This is a genomic window from Desulforamulus aquiferis, from assembly GCF_030577015.1.
In the GTDB taxonomy this organism is placed as follows: Bacteria; Bacillota; Desulfotomaculia; order Desulfotomaculales; family Desulfotomaculaceae; genus Desulfotomaculum; species Desulfotomaculum aquiferis.
In genome coordinates this window covers 11,710-34,300 of sequence record NZ_JARPTC010000010.1, presented here as the reverse complement: position 1 = coordinate 34,300, position 22,591 = coordinate 11,710, and the positions used below count along the sequence as shown (strand labels likewise).

23 protein-coding genes are annotated in these 22,591 nt (G+C 42.3%); all 23 read left to right on the top strand.

Going from position 1 to position 22,591, the window contains the following annotated elements; all coding sequences use genetic code 11:
* Positions 1 to 25: 25 nt before the first annotated feature.
* The 23 genes from P6N53_RS07520 (at position 26) to P6N53_RS07410 (ending at position 22,551) form a co-directional block, all read left to right on the top strand.
* The gene (locus P6N53_RS07520; protein WP_304542201.1) at positions 26 to 451 is read left to right on the top strand and encodes an HTH domain-containing protein; all 426 of its coding nucleotides are present in this window, start codon (positions 26 to 28) and stop codon (positions 449 to 451) included.
* Positions 452 to 587: 136 nt separating this feature from the next.
* Positions 588 to 1,499 carry a non-homologous end-joining DNA ligase gene (gene ligD / locus P6N53_RS07515; protein ID WP_304542292.1) on the top strand — a complete coding sequence of 304 codons (912 nt, stop codon included), beginning with the start codon at positions 588 to 590 and terminating at the stop codon, positions 1,497 to 1,499.
* Positions 1,500 to 1,567: 68 nt separating this feature from the next.
* A complete protein-coding gene (gene dprA / locus P6N53_RS07510; RefSeq protein WP_304542200.1) occupies positions 1,568 to 2,665 on the top strand; it encodes a DNA-processing protein DprA in 1,098 nt (365 codons plus the stop codon).
* A gap of 128 nt (positions 2,666 to 2,793) precedes the next feature.
* Positions 2,794 to 4,992 carry a type I DNA topoisomerase gene (gene topA, locus P6N53_RS07505; protein WP_304542198.1) on the top strand — a complete coding sequence of 733 codons (2,199 nt, stop codon included), beginning with the start codon at positions 2,794 to 2,796 and terminating at the stop codon, positions 4,990 to 4,992.
* A gap of 29 nt (positions 4,993 to 5,021) precedes the next feature.
* Positions 5,022 to 6,338, top strand: a complete 1,317-nt coding sequence (gene trmFO / locus P6N53_RS07500) for a methylenetetrahydrofolate--tRNA-(uracil(54)-C(5))-methyltransferase (FADH(2)-oxidizing) TrmFO (RefSeq protein WP_304542196.1) — start codon at positions 5,022 to 5,024, stop codon at positions 6,336 to 6,338.
* 83 nt (positions 6,339 to 6,421) lie between these two features.
* Positions 6,422 to 7,318, top strand: a complete 897-nt coding sequence (gene xerA / locus P6N53_RS07495; protein WP_304542194.1) for a site-specific tyrosine recombinase/integron integrase — start codon at positions 6,422 to 6,424, stop codon at positions 7,316 to 7,318.
* Between the two features lie 27 nt (positions 7,319 to 7,345).
* The gene (gene hslV / locus P6N53_RS07490; protein ID WP_304542192.1) at positions 7,346 to 7,876 is read left to right on the top strand and encodes an ATP-dependent protease subunit HslV; all 531 of its coding nucleotides are present in this window, start codon (positions 7,346 to 7,348) and stop codon (positions 7,874 to 7,876) included.
* A 26-nt stretch (positions 7,877 to 7,902) separates the two neighbouring features.
* Positions 7,903 to 9,303 (top strand): ATP-dependent protease ATPase subunit HslU, encoded by a 1,401-nt coding sequence (hslU, locus tag P6N53_RS07485; protein WP_304542190.1) that lies wholly within the window; start codon positions 7,903 to 7,905, stop codon positions 9,301 to 9,303.
* Between the two features lie 21 nt (positions 9,304 to 9,324).
* Complete coding sequence (codY, locus tag P6N53_RS07480) at positions 9,325 to 10,110, top strand: GTP-sensing pleiotropic transcriptional regulator CodY (protein ID WP_304542188.1); 786 nt, start codon at positions 9,325 to 9,327, stop codon at positions 10,108 to 10,110.
* 259 nt (positions 10,111 to 10,369) lie between these two features.
* Positions 10,370 to 11,068, top strand: a complete 699-nt coding sequence (gene rpsB, locus P6N53_RS07475; protein ID WP_304542187.1) for a 30S ribosomal protein S2 — start codon at positions 10,370 to 10,372, stop codon at positions 11,066 to 11,068.
* A 125-nt stretch (positions 11,069 to 11,193) separates the two neighbouring features.
* Complete coding sequence (tsf, locus tag P6N53_RS07470) at positions 11,194 to 11,847, top strand: translation elongation factor Ts (RefSeq protein ID WP_304542185.1); 654 nt, start codon at positions 11,194 to 11,196, stop codon at positions 11,845 to 11,847.
* 76 nt (positions 11,848 to 11,923) lie between these two features.
* Positions 11,924 to 12,643 (top strand): UMP kinase, encoded by a 720-nt coding sequence (gene pyrH, locus P6N53_RS07465; protein ID WP_304542183.1) that lies wholly within the window; start codon positions 11,924 to 11,926, stop codon positions 12,641 to 12,643.
* 1 nt (position 12,644) lies between these two features.
* Entirely contained in the window at positions 12,645 to 13,199 is a 555-nt protein-coding gene (frr, locus tag P6N53_RS07460; protein WP_304542181.1) for a ribosome recycling factor, read from the top strand.
* Complete coding sequence (locus P6N53_RS07455) at positions 13,200 to 13,418, top strand: PASTA domain-containing protein (RefSeq protein ID WP_304542179.1); 219 nt, start codon at positions 13,200 to 13,202, stop codon at positions 13,416 to 13,418.
* The gene (locus tag P6N53_RS07450; RefSeq protein WP_304542178.1) at positions 13,408 to 13,572 is read left to right on the top strand and encodes a 4Fe-4S binding protein; all 165 of its coding nucleotides are present in this window, start codon (positions 13,408 to 13,410) and stop codon (positions 13,570 to 13,572) included. The genes P6N53_RS07455 and P6N53_RS07450 overlap by 11 nt, the downstream gene beginning before the upstream one ends.
* 54 nt (positions 13,573 to 13,626) lie before the next feature.
* Entirely contained in the window at positions 13,627 to 14,415 is a 789-nt protein-coding gene (uppS, locus tag P6N53_RS07445; protein WP_304542176.1) for an undecaprenyl pyrophosphate synthase, read from the top strand.
* A gap of 13 nt (positions 14,416 to 14,428) precedes the next feature.
* Entirely contained in the window at positions 14,429 to 15,214 is a 786-nt protein-coding gene (locus P6N53_RS07440) for a phosphatidate cytidylyltransferase (RefSeq protein WP_304542175.1), read from the top strand.
* Positions 15,215 to 15,240: 26 nt separating this feature from the next.
* Positions 15,241 to 16,329 (top strand): sporulation integral membrane protein YtvI, encoded by a 1,089-nt coding sequence (ytvI, locus tag P6N53_RS07435; RefSeq protein WP_304542174.1) that lies wholly within the window; start codon positions 15,241 to 15,243, stop codon positions 16,327 to 16,329.
* A 21-nt stretch (positions 16,330 to 16,350) separates the two neighbouring features.
* Positions 16,351 to 17,511 (top strand): 1-deoxy-D-xylulose-5-phosphate reductoisomerase, encoded by a 1,161-nt coding sequence (locus P6N53_RS07430; protein ID WP_304542173.1) that lies wholly within the window; start codon positions 16,351 to 16,353, stop codon positions 17,509 to 17,511.
* Positions 17,512 to 17,521: 10 nt separating this feature from the next.
* Positions 17,522 to 18,571 carry an RIP metalloprotease RseP gene (gene rseP, locus P6N53_RS07425; protein ID WP_304542172.1) on the top strand — a complete coding sequence of 350 codons (1,050 nt, stop codon included), beginning with the start codon at positions 17,522 to 17,524 and terminating at the stop codon, positions 18,569 to 18,571.
* Between the two features lie 11 nt (positions 18,572 to 18,582).
* Entirely contained in the window at positions 18,583 to 19,632 is a 1,050-nt protein-coding gene (gene ispG / locus P6N53_RS07420) for a flavodoxin-dependent (E)-4-hydroxy-3-methylbut-2-enyl-diphosphate synthase (RefSeq protein WP_304542171.1), read from the top strand.
* 41 nt (positions 19,633 to 19,673) lie between these two features.
* Positions 19,674 to 21,377 (top strand): proline--tRNA ligase, encoded by a 1,704-nt coding sequence (locus tag P6N53_RS07415; RefSeq protein ID WP_304542169.1) that lies wholly within the window; start codon positions 19,674 to 19,676, stop codon positions 21,375 to 21,377.
* A 10-nt stretch (positions 21,378 to 21,387) separates the two neighbouring features.
* Positions 21,388 to 22,551, top strand: coding sequence for an MGDG synthase family glycosyltransferase (locus P6N53_RS07410; RefSeq protein ID WP_304542168.1), 1,164 nt, complete (start codon positions 21,388 to 21,390; stop codon positions 22,549 to 22,551).
* Positions 22,552 to 22,591 lie beyond the last annotated feature (40 nt).

Here is a 22,591-nt window from a genome sequence, read left to right as displayed (position 1 = left end):
ATTATTTAGGAGTGATGAAAAATAGATGGCAATAAAAGCCCTTTCGAAACCAACTAGACGGGGCAGACACAATCATGCGGAAAACTTAAATAAAGTATTGGAACAGCTTAAATCAAATAATTTGGATGAAGGGGTTACCCTTCAACATTTGGTAGAAGTATGTGGTGTAAGCAAAAGACATATTTATCGTTATTTAAATGAATTGGAGCAATTGGGTATCGAAATAGAGAGGCCTAAGCAATATCAGGGGATAAAAGCAGGTGTAGGAAAATATAAGCTGAAGGAACTAGCCAATGAACACTTTGGCGAAGCTGCTCTCATTGTCTCTATTGAAGGTATTTCTCAAGAAATAGAAGATTTTCAGTCTCAGGTTATTTATATTAAAAAATTTTTACTGCTAGGGTTGCTTGCCCGGTATGGGTTAAGCCTTCCCCATAATTATTTAAGGTAAAGTGTAATAGCTCGGCTAATGCCGGGCTATTATATTTAACGTAGCGGAAAGCTTTCGATGTGCCTAAGGGCAACAATTACTTCTTTAATATTAACTACTTTATATGGAAGGAATCTTGTTGAAAAAGGTGAGAGACATGCTAATGGCTAAAGATACAGAGGTGTCCATAGAGGGTAAAAATGTAAAACTTACTAATTTAAACAAGCTAATGTGGCCGGAGGGGTTGACCAAGGCCCATTTGTTACAGTATTATACGGACATTGCCCCATACTTATTGCCATTTATTGAGGGACGACCGCTGGTTATGAAAAGGTATCCCAATGGCATTCAAGGGAAATTCTTCTATCAAAAGGAATGTCCAAGCTATGCACCGGAATGGGTCAAGATTCAACCCATATCCCATTCCGAGAAGACTATAAATTATATAGTCTGTGAGGATGTGGCAACCCTTGTTTGGCTTGCCAATCAGGGTTGTATTGAAGTTCATGCGTTACTTTCAAACAAAAATAATTTAGAGTGCCCTGATTTATCCATTATAGATTTAGATCCTGGAGATGAAGCCACCTTTTTCGATGTATTAAAAGTTTCCAAAGTTGTTAGACAGGCTTTGGAGCAGCTAGGGTTAAAGGGCTTTCCTAAAACATCCGGTGCCAGTGGCATACATATATTTGTGCCCATTGAACCAATTTATAATTTTAAAGAAGTCACTAAGGCCATGGGTTTTATTGCAAAACTGGTGACACAGGCTTATCCGGAAAGGGCGACCATCGAAAGAACCCTGGGAAAGAGGGCAAAGGATAAAGTCTATGTAGATTATCTTCAGAACACCAGAGGGAAAAGTATGGCTTGGACATATAGTCTAAGGCCACTTTCTGGGGCACCTGTATCTACTCCCCTAATATGGGAAGAGATAGAGAAACTTGACATTATTCCTGAACAATTTAATATAAATAGTATTTTTAACAGGTTGAAGTTATTTGGTGAATTACATCGAGAAATGTTTACTTTAAAGCAATCATTAAGAAGAATTTTAGAAATGACAAATTAGTTTTATCAATATGGAAGGAAAAACCAGATGTCACCCCGAAAGTGGTAGGACTTAAAGGGGTTGGTTGTTTGGATACTCGTAGATTTTGGTTATACTGGCAACTACTTCTACCCGGTTCAGGCCGATTGGTATGGCAAACCATTGATTATTTTGGTTCTCCCAGGAATGCTTGGCTGGCCTCTGAATCAGAATTAGCAACGGCACCGTTTTTGGGTCCGAAGAAGGCTAAGGTGCTTGCCAAAAAGAGGGAAAGTCTCCCTTTAGAGATTATTATTAAATACCTGGATGAGATAGAGTGTTCTGTAATCACAGTTGTTGATGAGCAGTATCCGGCTATGCTAAAGAATATATACGATCCTCCACCGGCAATATTTGTTAGAGGAAAGCTGCCAAGGAGTGACAAGGCCCATTTAGCTGTTGTTGGATCGAGGGTGGCCACCCCCTATGGAATTGCTGCGGCGGAAACCTTTGCTAGTGAATTAGGTCAAGCCGGTATAGTGATAGTAAGTGGGCTGGCTAGAGGAATTGACACTGCTGCTCATCGGGGGGCACTAAAGGGCAGAGGACAAACCCTTGCTGTCCTTGGCTGTGGGCCGGATATAATATATCCCAGGGAAAATAAAAAATTAATGCTTGATATAGTTAATAATGGTGGGGCGGTTATTACTGAGTTTCCACCGGGAGCAAAACCATTGCCATGGCATTTCCCATGTCGAAATAGAATTATAAGTGGTTTATGCCAGGGGATACTAGTTATTGAAGCCGCAGAGAGAAGTGGAGCTCTAATAACTGCAGATTGCGCCCTCGAACAAGGAAGAGAGGTATTTGCACTGCCGGGTAATGTTACAAGTAACAAGAGTGCCGGTACTAATAAACTTATCAAGCAGGGGGCTCATCTTGTGACCTGTTCACCAGAAATATTGGAAGTGCTAGGCCTGGGTGAACTGGCAGTTACTTTAACTCCTAAAGGAATTGATTCTTTAGGCTTGAACAAGACAGAGCTAGCTATTTGGTCAATCCTGTCCTATGATCCAATTGACATGGATCAGATTATTAAAAGGGTTGGACTACTTCCCCAAGAAGTAGCGGCGAACGTCACGCTGTTAGAAATTAAAGGTTTAGTTAGAATACTTCCAGGAAAACTATATGTTCGTTCTAGCATCTAAGAAGAGTAGTTCTAAATATCCTAGGTACTTTATAGATATAAAAAAACAAGGACAGTAATATTAGCTAATATGAAGTCCTGGTGACAAAGGAAGCAAATAGGGCTTTCAGTAATGTGGGGTGTACCAATTTGAGTAAAACATTAGTAATAGTTGAGTCTCCAGCCAAGGCCAAGAGTATTGGTAAGTATCTTGGGCGAAACTATACGGTTAAAGCCTCAATGGGCCATGTTCGTGATTTACCCAAAAGCCAGTTCGGTGTAGACGTAGACCAGGAATTTTCTCCTAAATATATCACCATTAGAGGCAAGGGTGACATTATCAAGGATTTACGTCTAGCTGTTAAAAAGGCTGATAAAATATTGCTGGCATCTGACCCTGACAGGGAAGGAGAGGCTATTGCCTGGCATTTGGCTAAACTCCTTGAAATTGATGATAAAAGCGCCTGCCGCATTGAATTTAATGAAATTACAAAAAACGCCATTCAACAGGCTGTTAAGGACCCTAGACCAATTGATTTGGATAGGGTAAATGCTCAACAGGCCAGAAGAATACTAGACCGTTTAGTAGGTTATAATCTTAGCCCCCTGCTTTGGCGCAAGGTGAAAAAGGGTCTTTCGGCAGGAAGAGTTCAATCAGTTGCAGTTAGGCTAATTTGTGACAGGGAAGAAGAAATACAAGCCTTTGTTCCGGAAGAATATTGGTCCCTGACGGGGAAGTTTACAAAACCAGGGAAAAATGCCTTTGAGGCTAAGTTGAATAAATATAAAAATAAGAAAATAGAGATACCTAATCAAGGGGCCATGGATAAAATATTGGCTGAACTTAAGGGTATTTCTTATGTTGTCTCAAATGTAACCAAGAAAGAGAAATTGAGAAATCCTGCAGCCCCCTTTACTACAAGCTCTCTGCAGCAGGAAGCCTCTAGAAAGCTTAACTTTACCTCCCGTAAAACAATGGTGGTAGCCCAACAGTTATATGAAGGTATTGAGCTTGGTAAAGAAGGGCCTATGGGTCTGGTTACATATATTCGTACAGATTCAACCAGGGTATCTGAAACAGCTGTGGAAGAAGTGAATAAATTTATCATGGATAGGTTTGGTCCTGCCTATATTCCTAAGCAATCAAAGCAAATTGCTGCCAAAGGAAAGGTACAGGATGCCCACGAGGCCATCAGACCTACTTCGATAAGTCATGAACCAGAAAGTATAAAACAGTTTCTTACCAATGATCAATTCAAGCTTTATCGTCTAATTTGGTCAAGATTTTTAGCCAGCCAAATGGCACCGGCAATAATTGATACAACCAGCCTGGATATTGCTGCCGGTGATGACTATATCTTCAGGGCAACGGGATCAATTGTAAAGTTTCCTGGTTTTATGCAGGTTTACATTGAAGGTACAGATGATGATTCCAAGGAAGAAGAAAGAATTCTTCCTGAATTAAATCAAGGTGACCGATTGGAGGCAAAATCCCTCACTCCCAAGCAGCATTTCACACAACCGGCACCACGTTATACCGACGCAACCCTGGTAAAGGCATTGGAAGAAAAGGGCATTGGAAGGCCTAGTACTTATGCTCCCATTGTGGAAACCATACAAAAGCGTGGCTATGTGGTAAGGGAGAAAAAGCAGTTTTATCCCACGGAGCTGGGAGTAATTGTGGTTGATATGTTAAAAAACCATTTTCCGGAAATTATTAATATTGAGTTTACGGCTGATATGGAAGAGAAACTAGATAAAATTGCCGAAGGGGATGAAAAGTGGGTTGGAGTATTAAAGGAATTTTATCATCCCTTTAAGGGAACCTTGGAAACAGCCGAAGAAAAAATTGGCAAGGTTCAAATAGCCGATGAAGTTACTGAGGAAATATGCGAGCAATGTGGTAAAAACATGGTGATTAAATTGGGAAGATACGGAAAGTTCCTAGCTTGCCCTGGTTTTCCTGACTGCCGCAATACAAAACCACTTTTGGAGCCTACTGGTGTCGGTTGCCCAAAATGTGCAGGTGAAATGGTACTGCGCAGGAGTAAAAAAGGTCGCAAGTTTTACGGTTGCAGTAAGTATCCAGATTGTGAATTTGTGACCTGGGATGTTCCCACTAAGGAAAAATGTTCCCATTGCCAGGGAATGCTGGTAGAGAAAAATAGCCGTGGAAATCAGAAAAGTTTACACTGTGTAAATGAACTATGTCCAAGCAAACAAGAAAACCCAAAGGATATGGGGAATAAAATAAACGCTAAGGGCAAGAAAACTACTACTGATAGTTCGAGCAAGAAAAAAAGTGAAAAGCTCAAGACAGTCAAAGGCAGAGGAAAAAGTAAGGTGTAGACCGCTGCTCAATTAGGAGGCAAACAACAATGTCTGTTACAGTAATTGGGGCTGGCCTAGCGGGCTCTGAGGCCGCCTGGCAACTGGCTCGCAGGGGTATAGAGGTTAATTTATTTGAAATGAGACCTCATAAGAATACACCGGCCCATCATACCCAGAATTTTTCTGAATTAGTATGCAGTAATTCTTTAAGAGCGGCAGCCATCGAAAACGCCGTGGGTTTGTTAAAAGAGGAGATGCGGCGTCTGGGTTCTTTAACAATGCTTGCGGCAGATAAACACAGGGTGCCTGCGGGCGGTGCTCTGGCAGTTGATCGGGAAGGGTTTTCCCGGGAAATAACTGATCTTCTTGAAAATAATCCACTGGTTAATATTCATAGGGAAGAGTTAATAACAATACCAGAGGAGGGTATTGTTATTATTGCTACAGGGCCATTAACCTCACCGGATTTATCACAAGCTATTGCTAGATTAACTGGTGAAGGTTATCTCTATTTCTATGATGCCGCTGCCCCCATAGTATCTTTAGAATCTCTTGACTTAAACAAGGTATTTAGGGCTTCAAGATACGGCAAAGGGGAAGAAGCTTATCTCAATTGCCCAATGACCAGGGAAGAGTATGATGTTTTCTACAATGAACTGATTAATGCCGAGCGTGCACCAATAAAGGATTTTGAGAAGCAGGTACATTTTGAGGGCTGTATGCCGGTTGAGGTCCTTGCCACAAGGGGTAGGGATACTCTTCTTTATGGACCCTTAAAACCTGTTGGGCTTACTGATCCTAGAACGGGCAAAAGGCCCCACGGAGTAGTGCAGCTGAGGCAAGATAATGCCGAGGGCACCCTGTATAATCTTGTGGGCTTTCAAACAAACCTTAAATGGGGGGAGCAAAAGAGGGTTTTTAGCTTAATTCCTGGCTTAGAAAAGGCAGAATTTGTGCGCTATGGGGTAATGCACCGCAATACATATATTAACTCTCCGGAGCTTCTTGAGCCAACCTTGCAGTTAAAAAGTGATGAAAGAATATTTTTTGCCGGTCAAATTACCGGGGTTGAAGGATATGTTGAATCAGCCGCCGCAGGCCTAGTGGCAGGAATGAATGCAGCACTGCTTGCATTAGACAAAAAACCCGTGATGATGCCCAGAGAAACGGCCCATGGCTCATTATTACATTATATTACCACCGCCCCGGGTGGGAATTTTCAGCCAATGAATGTAACTTTTGGCTTGTTTCCTGAGCTGCCAGTAAAGATAAAGGGAAAAAGGGAGCGGGGTAAGGCTCAGGCCGAGAGGTCTGTTCAAATTTTAGAACATTGGATGGAACAAGAAAAGACAATTCAAATTTAAATTGTCAAAAGGTAGTTGCAATTTCAATCCTGTATATGCTATATTTTGTTTGATATCATATCAAGATATTGTGGTGTATATAAATGTATAATTTGGTAGACCATTTCATTCATTATTTAAAAATAGAAAAGAACTATTCTGAACTGACAATAGAGGCCTACCAGAGGGATTTGTTTGCAGGAATCGATTTTTTTTCCACAAGACTCGAAGTATCCCAGGAAATGTTACTCCCGTCACAAATTGACAGCAAACTATTTAGACAATTCCTGGCTTTTTTAAAGCAAAAGGATTTAAGCAGGGCCTCAATTGCCAGGAGATTGGCAGCCTGGAGATCGTTTTTTAAACATCTGTATAGAGAAGGTATACTAATGGGGAGTCCAATAGCTAAGATGGTAAATCCTAAGCAGGAGAAAAGACTCCCGAGGTTTCTCTATCAGGAAGATACAAAGAGACTCATTGAGGCACCCGATAGCACCCCCTTGGGTATTAGGGATAAGGCTCTGCTGGAAATGCTTTATGCTACAGGTATTAGGGTATCTGAGTTGGTTTCTATGGACCTCTCCAATATGGAGCTTGATAGGGGATTTATCAAGGTATGGGGCAAGGGGTCAAGGGAACGACTTATACCGATTCATGACCAGGCTATTTATACTATGGAAGTTTATTTGTCAAAGAGCAGGCCTTTGCTGGCAAAAATAGATTGCCCGGCTGTATTTGTGAATTATAAAGGTTCAAGACTTTCTGACCGAAGTATAAGAAAAATAGTAACTAAATACTGCCAGCTGATAAACCTTAAAAATAGAATTAGTCCCCATGATATACGGCATTCCTTTGCCACCCATTTACTTGATAACGGGGCAGATTTACGTAGTGTTCAGGAATTACTTGGTCATATATCCCTGTCCTCTACACAGATTTACACCCATATCACCAAACAAAAACTTAAAAAGGTCTATCGCTTGGCCCATCCCAGGGCTTAGGGAAATAATAAAGAGGAAGGGATGTTAATGTTTCACGCAACTACCATTGTTGCAGTAAAAAAAGGAACAGAAGTTGCAGTGGCCGGAGATGGTCAGGTCACCTTTGGACAGAATACTGTTATGAAACATACAGCCCGTAAAGTTAGAAGACTACATCAAGGCCAAGTAATTGCAGGCTTTGCAGGTTCTGTGGCAGACGCCTTTACCTTATTTGAAAAGTTTGAAAAAAAGCTTGAAGAATACCATGGCAATCTTATGCGGGCGGCAGTTGAACTTGCTAAGGATTGGCGCACCGATAAGCACCTGCGTGCCCTAGAAGCAATGTTGATTGTGGCAAATAAAGAGCATCTCCTGGTTTTATCAGGTAATGGTGAGGTTATTGAGCCGGACGAAGGAGTAACAGCCATAGGCTCAGGAGGGGCATATGCTTTGGCCGCTGCCCGGGCACTGGTTAAACATACAGAACTACTGCCTAAAGAGGTGGTACATGAGGCCCTTAGTATTGCAGCAGACATATGTGTTTATACCAACCATAATATTGTGGTGGAAGAAATATAACTACGGATTCTAAAGGAGTGGAGCCTATGAAGGCCCTAACACCGAGGGAAATTGTAACTGAGCTGGATAAATATATCGTAGGACAGGAACAGGCCAAAAAGGCAGTGGCAGTAGCTTTAAGAAATAGATACCGCCGCAGTAATCTGCCCGAGGAATTAAAGGATGAAGTTGTACCTAAGAACATTTTAATGATTGGACCAACCGGGGTTGGAAAAACTGAAATTGCTAGACGTTTAGCCAAACTTGTTAAAGCCCCCTTTGTAAAGGTTGAGGCCACAAAATTTACCGAGGTTGGCTATGTGGGCCGGGATGTTGAATCCATGGTCAGGGATCTGGTTGAAACCGCAATCCGTATGATTAAACAGGAAAAGCTGGAAGAGGTTCAGGAACGGGCAAAGAAGATGGCCGATGAGAGAATTATTGAATTACTGGCGCCAATGCCCAGCAAACCTTCACCAGTAAAAAATCCCTTTGAAATGCTTTTTGGTGGTGTTCAGGAAAAGCCTGAGGAAGATAAGACCTGGGATCAGCAGAACAGCAGGATAAAATTTGAAAGGGAGACCCTAAGGGAAAAATTAGCCCGTGGGGAGTTGGAAAAGGAGTATTTGGAAATTGAAGTAGACGACAACCATACTCCCATGCTAGAAGTCTTTTCTAATAGCGGTGTGGAAGAGATGGGTGTAAATATGCAAGATGTCCTCGGTAATATTTTCCCTAAAAAGAAGCGTAAAAGAAAGGTAACTGTAAGTGAAGCCAGGAAACTCCTAATCAATCAGGAAGCACAAAAATTGATTGACATGGATGAAATAAATTCTGAAGCAGTTAAAAGGGCCGAGAATCAAGGGATCATATTTCTTGATGAAATAGATAAAATTGCTACCCGGGAGGGAGCTGCCGGTGGCCCGGATGTATCTAGGGGAGGCGTTCAGAGGGATATCCTGCCAATAGTGGAAGGATCAACAATTATGACCAAGTATGGACCTGTAAAGACAGATCATGTATTATTTATTGCTGCAGGTGCCTTCCATATCTCTAAACCTTCTGACCTTATCCCAGAACTTCAAGGGAGATTTCCCATCAGAGTGGAGCTGGAAAGCTTGAGCCGGAGTAATTTTGAACAAATTCTGGTAGAACCAAGAAACTCTTTAATCAAGCAATATACAGAACTCTTGAAGACTGAAGGCCTTAATATTGAATTTTCAAAAAATTCACTTGTCGAAATTGCTGATATAGCTTATACTGTAAATGAACAAAATGAGAACATAGGTGCCCGCAGGCTTCATACTATATTGGAGAAACTTCTAGAGGATGTTTCTTTTGAAGCTCCGGAATTGGAGGGACAGTCACTCACTATAGATAGTGAATATGTTCGTGAAAAATTAAGCAATGTTGTAGCAAATCGAGATCTTAGCCGCTATATTCTTTAATACACAAGGAGAGTGACAAAGGTGAACAACCTACTAGACAGAACTAGAACGATTAATAAACTGTTGCAAAAATCTGCTGGCTACCCTGTTGATTTCGGCGAAATTGCTGAAGTATTATCACAAAATATTGAAGCTAACTGCTATATAATTGACCGCCGGGGCAGGGCTCTGGGCTATAATTTTATGCCCCAGTTTGCCTGCGGCATTATGCGTGACATTGTTGAAGGGTCCAAGAGGTTTCCGGAAGAGTACAATGAAAGACTACTTGACATTAATGAAACCCACGCAAACTTTTGCCAGACAGTAAATGCTTGTGTTTTTTTCAACGAAGAAGGATGCAAGCACATGAACAAAGTCTCCACAGTTGTTCCCATCGTTGGCGCAGGTTCCCGCTTAGGAACTCTGGTGCTGGCTAAGTTCAACCAAAGCTTTACTGACGAAGATTTGATCCTTGCTGAATACGGTGCAACCGTTGTGGCCATGGAAATTCTCCGGGCAAGGGCGGGCAGAATGGAAGAAGAAGCCCGCAAAAAAGCAGCGGTACAAATTGCCCTGGGAACCCTATCCTACTCCGAACTGGATGCCGTTCAACATATATTTGAACAGCTGGAAGGTGACGAAGGGGTTCTGGTTGCCAGTAAAATAGCAGACCGTGTAGGAATCACCAGGTCAGTTATCGTGAATGCACTGAGAAAATTTGAAAGCGCTGGAGTAATCGAATCCAAATCCTTAGGCATGAAGGGTACCTATATACGGGTGCTTAATGACAGGCTAATAGAAGAACTGCAGAGATTAAAGCACAACTAAAGATTATTATTGAGGGTCCTGTTTAAAAGAACAGGACCCTCTGACTGACTGTAAACGAAAGCTACAACTGGGTTTTAATAATAGCATAAATTGAGTACTAATTGCTCTTGCGTCAAACATCTTATTATGCTAAAATATGCCTTGGTGTTAATTACACACGTTGTCGGATTCGGGCAAGGTTGCCTTTCTTTGAAAGGTCTTGTCGAAAATGATGGTAACGGAGGATTAAAAACATTTGAGAGGGGAGGTGTAACTAGCTATGGCAGTTATCTCCATGAAACAATTGCTGGAAGCAGGTGTTCATTTCGGACACCAGACACGTAGGTGGAACCCAAAAATGGCACCCTACATCTTTACTGACCGTAACGGTATTTACATCATTGATCTGCAGAAAACCGTTCGCAAGGTAGAAGAGTGCTATGATTTTGTTAAGCAGCTTTCCGTTGAAGGCGGTACCATTATGTTTGTAGGTACCAAGAAGCAGGCACAGGAGGCTGTTAAGGAAGAAGCCGAGCGTTGTGGCATGTATTACGTTAACCAGCGCTGGTTGGGTGGTATGTTGACAAACTTCCAAACAATCAGACATCGTATTGATAGACTGCACGAACTGGAGCGGATGGAAGGTGACGGCACCTTCGAGGTTTTACCTAAGAAAGAAGTAGCTCAACTTCTACATGAAAAAGAGAAGCTGGATAAGTTCCTAGGTGGAATCAAGAACATGCGTCGTCTGCCGGGTGCCCTATTCGTCATTGACCCACGTAAGGAGCGCATCGCAGTGGCCGAAGCTCGCAAACTGGGTATTCCCATTGTAGCCATTGTTGATACAAACTGTGATCCTGACGAGATTGATTATGTTATTCCCGGTAACGATGACGCTATTCGGGCAGTAAAACTGCTTACCGCAAAGATGGCTGATGCCGTTCTGGAAGGCAGGCAGGGTGAACAACTCGCAGAGTAGAAGTTTAGGTAGAGGGCGTCTTGTATTACTGGAGGCCCCTACCTTTTTTCATGTTTGTTAAGGGAAGAATTTGGTTATAATAGCACAAGATTAACTGGATTTCCTAATTAAAGGGGGATAAAGTCATGGCGGAAATTTCTGCAAGCATGGTTAAAGAGTTGAGAGAACGCACCGGGGCCGGTATGATGGATTGCAAAAAGGCCTTAGCTGAAGTTAATGGAGATATGAACAAAGCTATTGAATTTTTACGTGAGAAAGGTCTGGCTGCCGCTGCTAAAAAGGCAGGTCGTATTGCCGCAGAGGGCATCGTTGAATCATATATTCATGGTGGCGGAAGAATTGGTGTTTTAGTAGAAGTTAACTGTGAAACAGACTTTGTGGCTAAAAACGAAGACTTCCGTGGATTGGCCAGAGATATTGCTATGCAGATAGCAGCTGCTAAGCCCGAATATGTTCGTAAAGAAGAAGTGCCCAGTGAGGCTATTGAAAAAGAGCGCGAAATATTAAGGGCTCAGGCCTTAAATGAAGGCAAACCTGAGAAGATTGTTGATAAAATGGTTGAAGGACGTATTGAAAAATATTATAAAGAGGTTTGTCTCTTAGAGCAGCCCTTTATTAAGGATTCTGATAAAACTGTTCAGCAAGTAATCAATGAGGTTATTGCTAAAATAGGTGAAAAGATTGATGTTCGCCGCTTTACACGTTACGAAATGGGCGAAGGTTTACAAAAACGCTCAGATGATTTTGCTGCAGAAGTAGCTGCTCAAATTAAGTGTTAATAGGCAATAGTTATTTTTTGCAGGAATTTTTTAAAGGTTGTAGAATTACAGATCTACCAGACTGGAGGACACCCACATGGTAACTCCCAAGTTCAGGAGGGTAATTCTGAAGTTAAGTGGAGAAGCCCTGGCAGGAACTAAAGGCTATGGAATAGACCCGGAAGTAGTTTACTCAATTGCAAGCCAAATTAAGGATGTAATTGAATTAAGGGTCCAATTAGCCATTGTTGTGGGCGGCGGCAATATTTGGCGAGGGATATCAGGTAGTACTAAAGGAATGGACAGAGCCACTGCTGATTATATGGGTATGCTGGCAACTGTAATAAATTCTTTGGCACTGCAGGATGCCTTAGAAAAAATTGACGTTGACACAAGGGTTCAAACTGCCTTCGAAATGATGGCAGTGGCAGAGACCTACATCAGACGTAGAGCCATTAGGCATATGGAAAAGGGTAGGGTTGTAATCTTTGCTGCCGGCACCGGAAATCCATACTTCTCTACAGATACAACAGCTGCCCTGCGTGCTGCGGAAGTTGAAGCAGAGATTATTCTTATGGCAAAGCAGGTAGATGGGGTATATGAGGCTGATCCCCTTAAGAATCCCGAGGCTAAGAAGTTTGAACAACTAACATACATAGATGTTTTGCAGAAGGGTCTTCAAGTAATGGATTCCACTGCTGCCTCCCTTTGTATGGATAATCGGATTCCACTGCTGGTTTTTGACTTAAATAAAGAAGGCAATATCAAGAGAGCAATATTAGGGGAACGGATAGGTACCTTTGTTGGGGGGGAATAAAATGCTTAAAGATATTATTTCTGCTGCTGAAGATAACATGAAGAAGTCCGTGGAAGTGGTTCGTAAGGAATTTGCATCACTACGTGCCGGTCGTGCAACCCCTGCCTTGTTAGATAAAGTTACAGTTTCTTATTATGGAACTCCTACCCCATTAAATCAACTTGCGAACATCTCTGTACCAGAGCCTCGTAGCCTTGTGATTCAACCCTGGGATAAGAGTGCTATGCCTGAAATCGAAAGGTCAATTCTTAAATCTGATTTGGGTATTACTCCTACCAGTGATGGCACAGTAATTCGTCTGACCATACCCCAATTGACTCAAGAACGCAGAACAGAGCTGGTTAAAGTCATTAAGAAAAAAGCCGAAGAAGGACGAGTTGCTGTTAGAAATATTCGTCGTGATGTTAATGATAGCATCAAGGCAAAACAAAAGGACGGGGTACCAGAGGACGAGGTAAAACGGGGTCAGGACGACATGCAAAAAATCACTGATAAATTTATTAAAGAAATCGATGAAATGTTAAAATCTAAAGAGCAGGAGATCTTGCAGGTTTAGATGGGTATACCTGATGTGTTAGGTTTTCTGTTGGATGATGCAGTGCCCCTTCTCAGAAATGCCGGTTATGATGTATCTGAGGTCATTTCCAAACCACCTAAGGGAAACCCGGAAGGGCTAAAACGTGTAGTAAGGGTACGGCCTGCTGGTCCCCAAGAAGTAGTAATTACGGTGGTTTGTGAGGAGAAAGGGAAAGGAGGTGTACTAAATGGCCTTTAAAATCACAGATGAATGTCTGGCCTGCGGTACCTGTTTGGATTCCTGTCCCAATGGAGCTATTGAGGAGGGCGAAATATTTAAAATAACCACTGCATGCGAAGATTGTGGAACGTGCGTGGATATGTGCCCTACCGGAGCTATTATTGAAGAGTAATGCATTGAACCCCCTTCATATCCGGAAGGGGGTTGTTATATTGGAGGCTCTGAGATGTTTAAAAGGATAACAGGTCTCTTCAGTAAAGAAAGGATTTCTGAAAATGAGGAAACACTGCTGCAGGCCGTAGATATTAGCAGGTTGCCTAACCATATCGCCATTATCATGGATGGAAACGGTAGGTGGGCCCAGAGGCGAGGTATGCCGAGATCCTTTGGGCATAAGGCTGGAGTAGAAGCCTTAAGAAATGTTGTTAAGCTGTGCTCTGAATTAGGAGTAAAGGTACTGACCTGTTATGCTTTTTCTACTGAAAATTGGAAAAGGCCCCAGGATGAAGTAAGTATGCTTATGGACTTACTGGTGGAGTATTTAGATAAAGAACTAAAAGAATTACATAGAAATAATGTTAGAATAAATGCCCTGGGTCAACTCAACGAATTACCCCAGGCACCAAAGGATGCTGTTCTCAGAGCTATTGAAGAAACAAAGGATAATTCAGGCTTGATTTTAAATATTGCTTTGAGTTACGGTGGAAGAACAGAAATAACAATGGCAGTTCAGAAAATCGCTCAAATGGTTAAAGACGGGGAAATTGAAGTTTCTGAGATAAATGAAAAACTCATAGGTAATAAATTATATACGGCGGGGATGCCCGATCCCGATTTGTTAGTAAGACCTTCGGGAGATTATCGAATTAGTAATTTTCTATTATGGCAATTGGCCTATACTGAATTCTGGTTGTCAAATGTAATGTGGCCAGATTTTAAAAGAGAGCATTTGTTAAAGGCCATTATTGATTATCAGAGGCGAGAGCGTCGTTTTGGGGGACTAAAGAAAAAATAGGTTGGTGGATCATTTGCTGCACTTGCGAGTGCTCAGTGCCTTGGTGGGCATCCCGGTAATATTACTGGCTGCCTGGTACGGTGGCTGGGCCCTATGGCTATTAACTACTACAATATTCCTAATAGCAAGCCTGGAAATAACCATAATGTTAAAGGGCCTTGGTTTAAAGCCTTCCAGAGAGATTATAATTTCAGGAGGCTTATTTTTGCTGGTGGCTGCATATTTATATAAAGATGATTTACTTGCGCCGGCATTGGTTTTAATCATATTATATAATTTATTAAGTATGGTGTTGCTATATCCAAGGACAACACCCCTTGATGTATTTGGAAATATGACTGCTACCTTTTACATAGGGAATATCCTTTTCTTCTTTTTGATTAGAGATTTACCGGATGGCTGGTTTTGGATTATATTACTACTTACCGCCACCTGGGCCAGTGATACCTTTGCTTATTTTACAGGTAGGGCCTTTGGTAAACATAAACTGGCCCCGCTGCTAAGCCCTAAAAAAACCATTGAAGGAGCAGTGGGTGGAGTTCTGGGATCAGTACTCCTATGCTATATATTTTCCCTTTCAGTTCAGAGTTTTAATACCATACCACTCATATTAATAGGAGTATTAATCGGTGTTGCTTCCCTATTGGGAGATCTTATGGAATCAGCCATTAAACGACAAGCAGGTGTGAAGGATTCAGGCCAGATTATTCCTGGACATGGTGGTTTCCTAGATCGCTTTGACAGTTTGCTATTTACAGCACCCCTGGTATACTACACAGTTAAAGTGTTTATAATTTGATTATAATTATAATGAGGTGAACAAAATTGCCCGCTTGGCTAAAGACCGCCCTAAATATCGTATTGGCCGGTCTGCTTCTTTTACTGGCATTATTTATAATTGACCATGTATCAGATTACGTTTTACGTGGACTGGCCTTTATAATACCACTGATAATTCCATTTCTAGTGGCGATATTTATTAGTCTGTTGCTGGAGCCTATGATTGCTGTTTTGCAAACCCATGCCCGTATGGGCAGGGGAGCTTCAGTTGCCTTATCAATGCTCCTCTTATTCAGTTTTTTTGGTACAGTTATAACTTTACTGCTACTAAGATTAGTAACAGAACTTATCGATTTATCTAAGAGTCTGCCTACGGTTGTCAGGGAAGTCCAAATCTGGGTAGAGCAGGCACTGCCAAGATTACAAAGACTCTATGGGGAGCTTCCTTCTGCGGCAACAATTTATATTCAGGATTCCTTTGGCAACATTGCGGCTACTTTACAAGTGTTTTTAACAAGAACGGCTGAATCAATATTACAGACCTTTTCGGCCATTCCCGGTATAATTACCTTTATAATTGTCAGCCTCCTGGCGACATATTTTATTAGTAAGGACCGGAGAATGCTGGCAGTACATTGGCTCTCACTTATGCCCGCACCCTTTGGTGAAAGAAGTCTTCATGTGTTAAAAGCTGTATTTGGGGCCTTTTTGGGTTATATAAGGGCCCAGGGGATTTTAGTAAGTATAAGTACCTTTATAAGTATTCTTGGTTTATATATAATTGGGGCTGAATATGCCTTAACAATGGGTCTATTAATTGGATTTTTTGATATTATTCCTGTGTTGGGACCAAGTACAGTCATCTTACCCTGGGTAATCTGGTCGTTAGTTTCCGGTTCGACCCTGTTCGGTATCAAGCTATTAATACTATGGGCGATAATTATGGTTGCAAGACAAATGCTGGAGACAAAGGTGGTTGCAAGTAATCTTGGACTTCACCCTCTGGCAACTCTTGTAGCTTTGTTTATAGGTTTTAAAATTTTAGGCTTTATTGGCATGGTTGTGGGACCAATACTTCTAATTGCTGTACAGGCTGTTATAAAAGCAGGAATTCAGACCTCTAAGGTGAATTAAAATATCTGAGGTGCCATAGATATGAAAAAATTTGCAATACTAGGCAGTACCGGTTCAATAGGAAGGCAAGCCCTAGAGGTTGTAGAAGCATTTCCTGATGAATTAAAGGTTGTTGGGATGGCGGGCGGTAAAAACCGCGAGTTGTTTTTAAAACAATGTTTATCCCATAAGCCCATGATAGTTTCCCTGCAAGATAAAGAGGATGCCAGCTGGTTGAAGGCTGAGCTGTTGAAAAATGGCTTAAAGGTTGAGGTCTATTACGGGACTGAAGGTCTGATTGCTGTTGCAACCTGTGAGGAGGCATCAACTATTCTAACAGCCTTAAGTGGGGCTGTAGGACTATTGCCCACCTGTGCAGCCATAGAAGCAGGAAAAGATATTGCATTGGCTAACAAAGAAACCTTGGTGGCAGCAGGGGAATATGTAACTCTACTAGCTGAGAAAAACAATATATCCTTGCTTCCGGTGGATAGTGAGCATTCAGCTATATGGCAGTGCTTAAAGGGAGAAAATAAGAGCAGTGTAAGGAAGCTTATACTAACAGCTTCCGGTGGTCCATTTCGTCAAATGGATCGGTCAAACCTTGAGGGTGTAACACCGCAGATGGCTTTAAAGCACCCTAATTGGTCCATGGGAGCTAAAATAACCATTGATTCCGCCACTCTAATGAACAAGGGGCTTGAAGTTATTGAAGCTAAGTGGCTTTTTAACTTAGACTTTGATGATATTGAGGTGGTAATTCATCCCCAGAGTATTATCCATTCTATGGTTGAGTATGGTGATGGCTCTTTTATTGCTCATTTAGGACAGCCTGACATGAGGATACCTATTCAATATGCCCTTAGCTATCCCCACAGGTGGTTTAATAATTTTCCAAAACTAAATCTTAAGAGCATTATGGGATTGACTTTTGAAGCACCTGATACAACGCGATTCCCGTCTTTAGCCCTGGCCTATGAAGCAGGAAGAGCAGGCGGGACAGCCCCGGCAGTATTAAATGCGGCTAACGAAATTGCTGTTCACACATTTTTACAAGGGAGCATAAAATTTCTAGAAATACCCTTAGTTGTTCAGAAAACCCTAGATAAGCATAGAGTTGTCAAGCCTTCCTCATTGGAAGAGGTTATTGAGGTTGATATATGGGCAAGAAAAGAGGTCACCAGAATATTAAGTAACTTATAGAGGTGAAGAAATGCAAACATTTATCGCTTCGGTTGTTGTATTTGGTCTGCTAATATTTTTTCATGAGTTGGGACACTTTCTTGTAGCTAAAAGAGTTGGTATCCTGGTGCATGAATTTAGCTTGGGCTTTGGGCCTAAGGTTTTTGGCTTTAACTGGGGGGAAACCAGATACAATCTTCGCCTGCTGCCCCTAGGTGGCTTTGTTCGGATGGCTGGCATGGACCCCAATGAAGAGGACGATAAAGGGATACCAGAGAATAGGGCTTTTAATAGAAAAACAGTTAGTCAAAGGGCATCGGTAATCATTGCAGGGCCTCTGATGAACTTTATATTGGCAGCATTATTGTTTGCCTTTATTTTTATGTTCCAAGGTATTCAATTTGCTACCACCAAGGTGGGAGAGGTAATAGATGGATTTCCGGCTCAAAGGGCTGGTATCCAGGCAGGGGATCAAATAACTGCCGTTAATCAGAAACCAGTTGAGGACTGGAATGAGCTGGTCGAAGAGGTCAGCAAATTCCCGGGAGAATCGGTAAATCTTTCAATTGTAAGGGATGGCCAGGAATTGCAAGTGAATGTAGCCACCCAAAAGGATGAAACCGGTCAATATAAAATTGGTATAAAACCATCCGAGACCGATACTGTGATTAAAAAGCTAAACCCAGTATCAGCCCTGATACAGGGTGGGCAGTTTACAGTACAATTATCCTGGCTCATACTCTCATTTATTGGGCAAATGTTTACCCAACAGGCTCCGGTGGATTTGGGAGGGCCTGTAAGGATTGTTGGTGAAATAGGCAAGGCTGCTGAATTTGGGGTCTTTCATGTGTTACGATTGGCAGCTTTTCTAAGTATAAATCTCGGTCTGTTTAATCTATTTCCAATCCCAGCCCTGGATGGCAGTAGGGTACTATTTTTAATCTGGGAAAAAATTGCTGGTAAACCTGTAGAGCCATCCAAGGAAAGTTTTATTCATCTGGTTGGTTTTGGGCTGTTACTTTTGTTAATGGTGGTTATAACCTATAATGATGTAGTTTCCTTAATGTTTGGGCCTAGATAGCGGAGGTAACAATGGTAAAAAGAAACACCCGGCCGGTTATGGTGGGCAATATCCAAATCGGTGGCGGGTCACCTGTAATTGTACAATCCATGACTAATACAGACACCAGGGATGTAAAGTCAACTGTTGAGCAAATAACCGATTTGACCCAGGCGGGATGCGAAGTTGTTCGGCTTGCCGTGCCAGACAGAGAAGCTGCCGAGGTGTTGTCTGATATTAAAGCAAAGGTTAGCATACCTTTAATTGCCGATATTCATTTTGATTATCGACTGGCACTTTTGGCCCTATCAGGGGGGATAGATGGACTTAGAATTAACCCAGGTAATATTGGGGGAAAAGCTAAGGTCAAAGAAGTTGTAGCTGCAGCCAGGGAAAAGTTAGTTCCCATACGTATAGGTGTCAATGCAGGCTCTTTGGAAAAGGAGCTACTGGATAAATATGGAGGGGTAAAGGCGGATGCCCTGGTTGAGAGTGCCTTAAACCATATCAATATTTTGGAAGAACTTAACTATAGGGAAATAAAGGTATCCCTTAAGGCATCTAATATTCCTCTCATGTTGGAAGCCTATCGCAAATTATCCGGACTGATAGACTACCCTATGCATATAGGAGTTACAGAGGCAGGAACAGTCAAGAGCGGTACAATCAAATCTGCTGTTGGTATTGGCGCCCTTCTGGCTGAAGGAATAGGTGATACTGTCCGGGTTTCATTAACTGGTCACCCAAGACATGAAGTCTTTGTAGCTTTTGAAATTCTCAAAGCCCTGGGGTTGCGCCAGCGGGGAGTGGAACTAATTTCATGTCCTACCTGTGGCCGAACTCAGATAAACCTTATAGAAATTGCTGAACAGGTGGAACAAAGGCTAGTAGGTCTGGACAAGCCAATAAAGGTGGCGGTCATGGGTTGTGTGGTTAATGGACCGGGAGAGGCTAGGGAGGCAGATGTGGGTATTGCCGGTGGCCGTGGCGTGGGGCTGATTTTCCGAAAAGGAGAAGTAATAAGGAAGGTTCCAGAGAAAGAATTAGTTGAAGAGTTAATCAGAGAAATAGAATTACTTTAATTTATAAGTACATTTAGACCTAGATTCAGGAGGGGCGATATATGCGTACAAGTCAAATGTTAATTCCCACTTTAAGGGAGGTGCCTGCCGAGGCGGAGGTAATTAGTCATCAATTACTGCTAAGGGCTGGGTTTATTAGAAAATCAGCTTCGGGCATTTATACATATTTACCCTTGGCCCATAGGGTATTAAAGAAGATTATGCAAATTGTTAGGGAAGAGATGGACCACCAGGGTGGACAGGAACTATTAATGCCTATTGTCCAGCCTGCTGAAATGTGGTTGGAGTCTGGTCGCTGGCATGTATATGGTCCAGAACTGTTCCGTTTAAAAGACAGGCATAACAGGGACTTTTGCTTGGGACCTACCCATGAAGAGGTTATTACTATTCTAATCAGGGGCGAAGTACGCTCATATAAGCAACTGCCTCAGCTTCTATATCAAATCCAAAGTAAATTCCGTGACGAAAGACGCCCCAGGTTTGGCCTGATGAGGGGCAGGGAATTTATTATGAAGGACTTATATTCCTTCGACAAGGATGAAGAGGGCTTAGAAGTCAGCTATCAAAAGATGCATGCAGCCTATACTAATATCTTTACCCGTTGTGGGGTTCAATTTAGGCCTGTGGAGGCTGACTCGGGAGCCATTGGAGGAAGTACTACCCATGAATTTATGGTTCTGGCAGACTCAGGGGAGGCAGCTATTCTCTACTGTTCCAGTTGTGATTATGCAGCCAACAACGAAAAGGCAGCAATTCCTGCAGCCGGGCTAGATCCTTCCATTGAAAAACGTGCACTGGAGGAAGAAATCACTCCCGGGCAAAGGTCCGCTGAGGATGTTGCAAAATTCTTGGGAATTACCACCCAGCAAGTTATTAAAACCATGATTTACAGAACAGATAAGGAGTTGGTTGCAGCCCTAGTAAGGGGTGACCGGGATGTGAATGAGATTAAACTCCTTAATGCTTTAGGTGCACTAACGGTTGATTTGGCCAGTGAGGAACAGGTTAAAGATGTTTCAGGAGCCCCCCTCGGATATGCTGGGCCGGTTGGTATTAAGGTTCGTATTGTAGCAGATCATGAGGTTATGGCTATGGTTAATGGGATCTCCGGTGCTAATAAGGTAGACGCACACCTTATTAATGTAAATCCAGGAAGAGATTTTAAGGCTGACCTTATAGAGGACATTCGTATGGTACAGGCCGGTGAACCATGCCCAAAATGTGGGGCTCAGTTACAAGAGGCCAGGGGTATTGAAGTTGGGCAGATATTTAAATTAGGAACAAAATATAGTAAAGCTCTAGGGGCCACATTCCTAGATGAAAACGGGAAGGAAAAACCTATTGTTATGGGCTGCTACGGAGTTGGCGTAAGTCGCACCATGGCTGCAGCAATTGAGCAAAACCATGATCAGGATGGTATTATTTGGCCCGCCAGCATAGCACCCTATCAGGTAATCGTTATTCCTGTATCTGCAAAAGACGCAAAACAAATGACCATAGCAGAGGAATTGTATAATGAGCTTTCAAAGCTAGGTATTGAAGTTGTGCTGGATGATCGTCCGGAGCGCCCGGGGGTAAAATTTAAGGATGCAGACTTGATCGGCTTCCCCCTCCGTGTGGTGGTTGGTGGAAAGGCAACGGATGAGGGAGTTGTTGAAATCCGCCAACGTAGATCAGGGCAAACGGATTTGATTCCGATTTCCGATGTTATTAAATATGTAAGAGAAATCTTACCGATTTTATAGGTGTAAAAATATGATTCTAAGCAAAGTCCTGATTTTATCTGTTTCGGCCGGGGAAGGCCACATGAGGGCAGCTGCTGCCTTGAAAAGTGAGCTATACCGGAGAAATCCTCAAACTGAGGCAATTATATTAGATACTTTTCGCTATGCCAGCCCACTACTTGAAAAGGTAGTTTTAGGGACATATATGGAGATCATTAAAATGTCCCCAATTATTTATGGCTATCTATATCGACAGGCAGAAAAGGAAAAGCCCTTATCAGGTTTTGCTAAGCACGAATTTAATCGAATAATGAATAGGCTTGCAGCCCCAAAGCTTGTTTCCTATATCGAGCAAATGCAGCCCCAGGCTATAATTTGCACTCACCCCTTTCCTTTAGGGATTTTAGCCGAGCTACGAGGTGCAGGAAGATGCAATGTGCCTATTGTAGCTACCATTACAGACTATACGGTTCACCCCTTCTGGCTGTTTGAACATGTTGATTGTTATATGGTGGCTGCGGATGGCCTTGTCAAAGCCTTTGCAGAATTTGGCATTAGGCCCGAAAAAATCAAAGCAACGGGTATCCCCATAGAACCAGAGTTTAGCAAGGTAAGGGATAAGGACAAGTTAAGGGACAACTGGAAATTAGATAGAAACCTACCCACCATTTTAATTATGGGTGGGGGATTAGGCATGGGACCCATGGCAGAAGTAGTTAAAGGATTAGGGGCAGCAGGGTTACCTTGCCAGCTGGTTGTTGTTTGTGGACACAATGAAACTTTGAGATTAAAGCTAATGAAGCAATTGCCAAGTCTGCAGGGTAAAATCCAGGTTCATGGTTATATAAGAAATATCCATGAACTGATGGCCGCCTGTGATTTAATGGTGGGAAAGGCCGGTGGATTGACAGCCTCAGAAGCGATGGCCAGCAAACTACCCATGTTTATTACCGATCCCATTCCTGGCCAAGAAGAAAGAAACGCAGAGTTTTTACAAAGGGCTGGAGCAGCCAAATTGGTCAGGGGTACTAAAGATTTAATTTTGCAGGTAAAGGATTATTTAAGAAATAAATCTGTGCAGATTAGAATGTCAGTAGCTGCAGAGCAAATTGGCAGGCCTCAATCAGCCATGACTGCTGTTAATATTATTGAGGATTTGGTAACACAATTTACTGAGATTGAAGATGCCCGGTAAGAGACAAAACAAATTGATCTACCGTCTGGTAAATATGGAG

Excerpts from the sequence above, each read along its gene's own strand:
- xerA (WP_304542194.1), top strand. The coding sequence starts at position 6,422 with ATGTATAATTTGGTAGACCATTTCATTCATTATTTAAAAATAGAAAAG.
- P6N53_RS07450 (WP_304542178.1), top strand. The coding sequence starts at position 13,408 with ATGGCCTTTAAAATCACAGATGAATGTCTGGCCTGCGGTACCTGTTTG.
- frr (WP_304542181.1), top strand. The coding sequence starts at position 12,645 with ATGCTTAAAGATATTATTTCTGCTGCTGAAGATAACATGAAGAAGTCC.
- hslU (WP_304542190.1), top strand. The coding sequence starts at position 7,903 with ATGAAGGCCCTAACACCGAGGGAAATTGTAACTGAGCTGGATAAATAT.
- ispG (WP_304542171.1), top strand. The coding sequence starts at position 18,583 with ATGGTAAAAAGAAACACCCGGCCGGTTATGGTGGGCAATATCCAAATC.
- tsf (WP_304542185.1), top strand. The coding sequence starts at position 11,194 with ATGGCGGAAATTTCTGCAAGCATGGTTAAAGAGTTGAGAGAACGCACC.
- uppS (WP_304542176.1), top strand. The coding sequence starts at position 13,627 with ATGTTTAAAAGGATAACAGGTCTCTTCAGTAAAGAAAGGATTTCTGAA.
- ligD (WP_304542292.1), top strand. The coding sequence starts at position 588 with ATGCTAATGGCTAAAGATACAGAGGTGTCCATAGAGGGTAAAAATGTA.
- P6N53_RS07430 (WP_304542173.1), top strand. The coding sequence starts at position 16,351 with ATGAAAAAATTTGCAATACTAGGCAGTACCGGTTCAATAGGAAGGCAA.
- P6N53_RS07410 (WP_304542168.1), top strand. The coding sequence starts at position 21,388 with ATGATTCTAAGCAAAGTCCTGATTTTATCTGTTTCGGCCGGGGAAGGC.
- P6N53_RS07415 (WP_304542169.1), top strand. The coding sequence starts at position 19,674 with ATGCGTACAAGTCAAATGTTAATTCCCACTTTAAGGGAGGTGCCTGCC.
- pyrH (WP_304542183.1), top strand. The coding sequence starts at position 11,924 with ATGGTAACTCCCAAGTTCAGGAGGGTAATTCTGAAGTTAAGTGGAGAA.
- trmFO (WP_304542196.1), top strand. The coding sequence starts at position 5,022 with ATGTCTGTTACAGTAATTGGGGCTGGCCTAGCGGGCTCTGAGGCCGCC.
- P6N53_RS07520 (WP_304542201.1), top strand. The coding sequence starts at position 26 with ATGGCAATAAAAGCCCTTTCGAAACCAACTAGACGGGGCAGACACAAT.
- P6N53_RS07455 (WP_304542179.1), top strand. The coding sequence starts at position 13,200 with ATGGGTATACCTGATGTGTTAGGTTTTCTGTTGGATGATGCAGTGCCC.
- rseP (WP_304542172.1), top strand. The coding sequence starts at position 17,522 with ATGCAAACATTTATCGCTTCGGTTGTTGTATTTGGTCTGCTAATATTT.
- rpsB (WP_304542187.1), top strand. The coding sequence starts at position 10,370 with ATGGCAGTTATCTCCATGAAACAATTGCTGGAAGCAGGTGTTCATTTC.
- hslV (WP_304542192.1), top strand. The coding sequence starts at position 7,346 with ATGTTTCACGCAACTACCATTGTTGCAGTAAAAAAAGGAACAGAAGTT.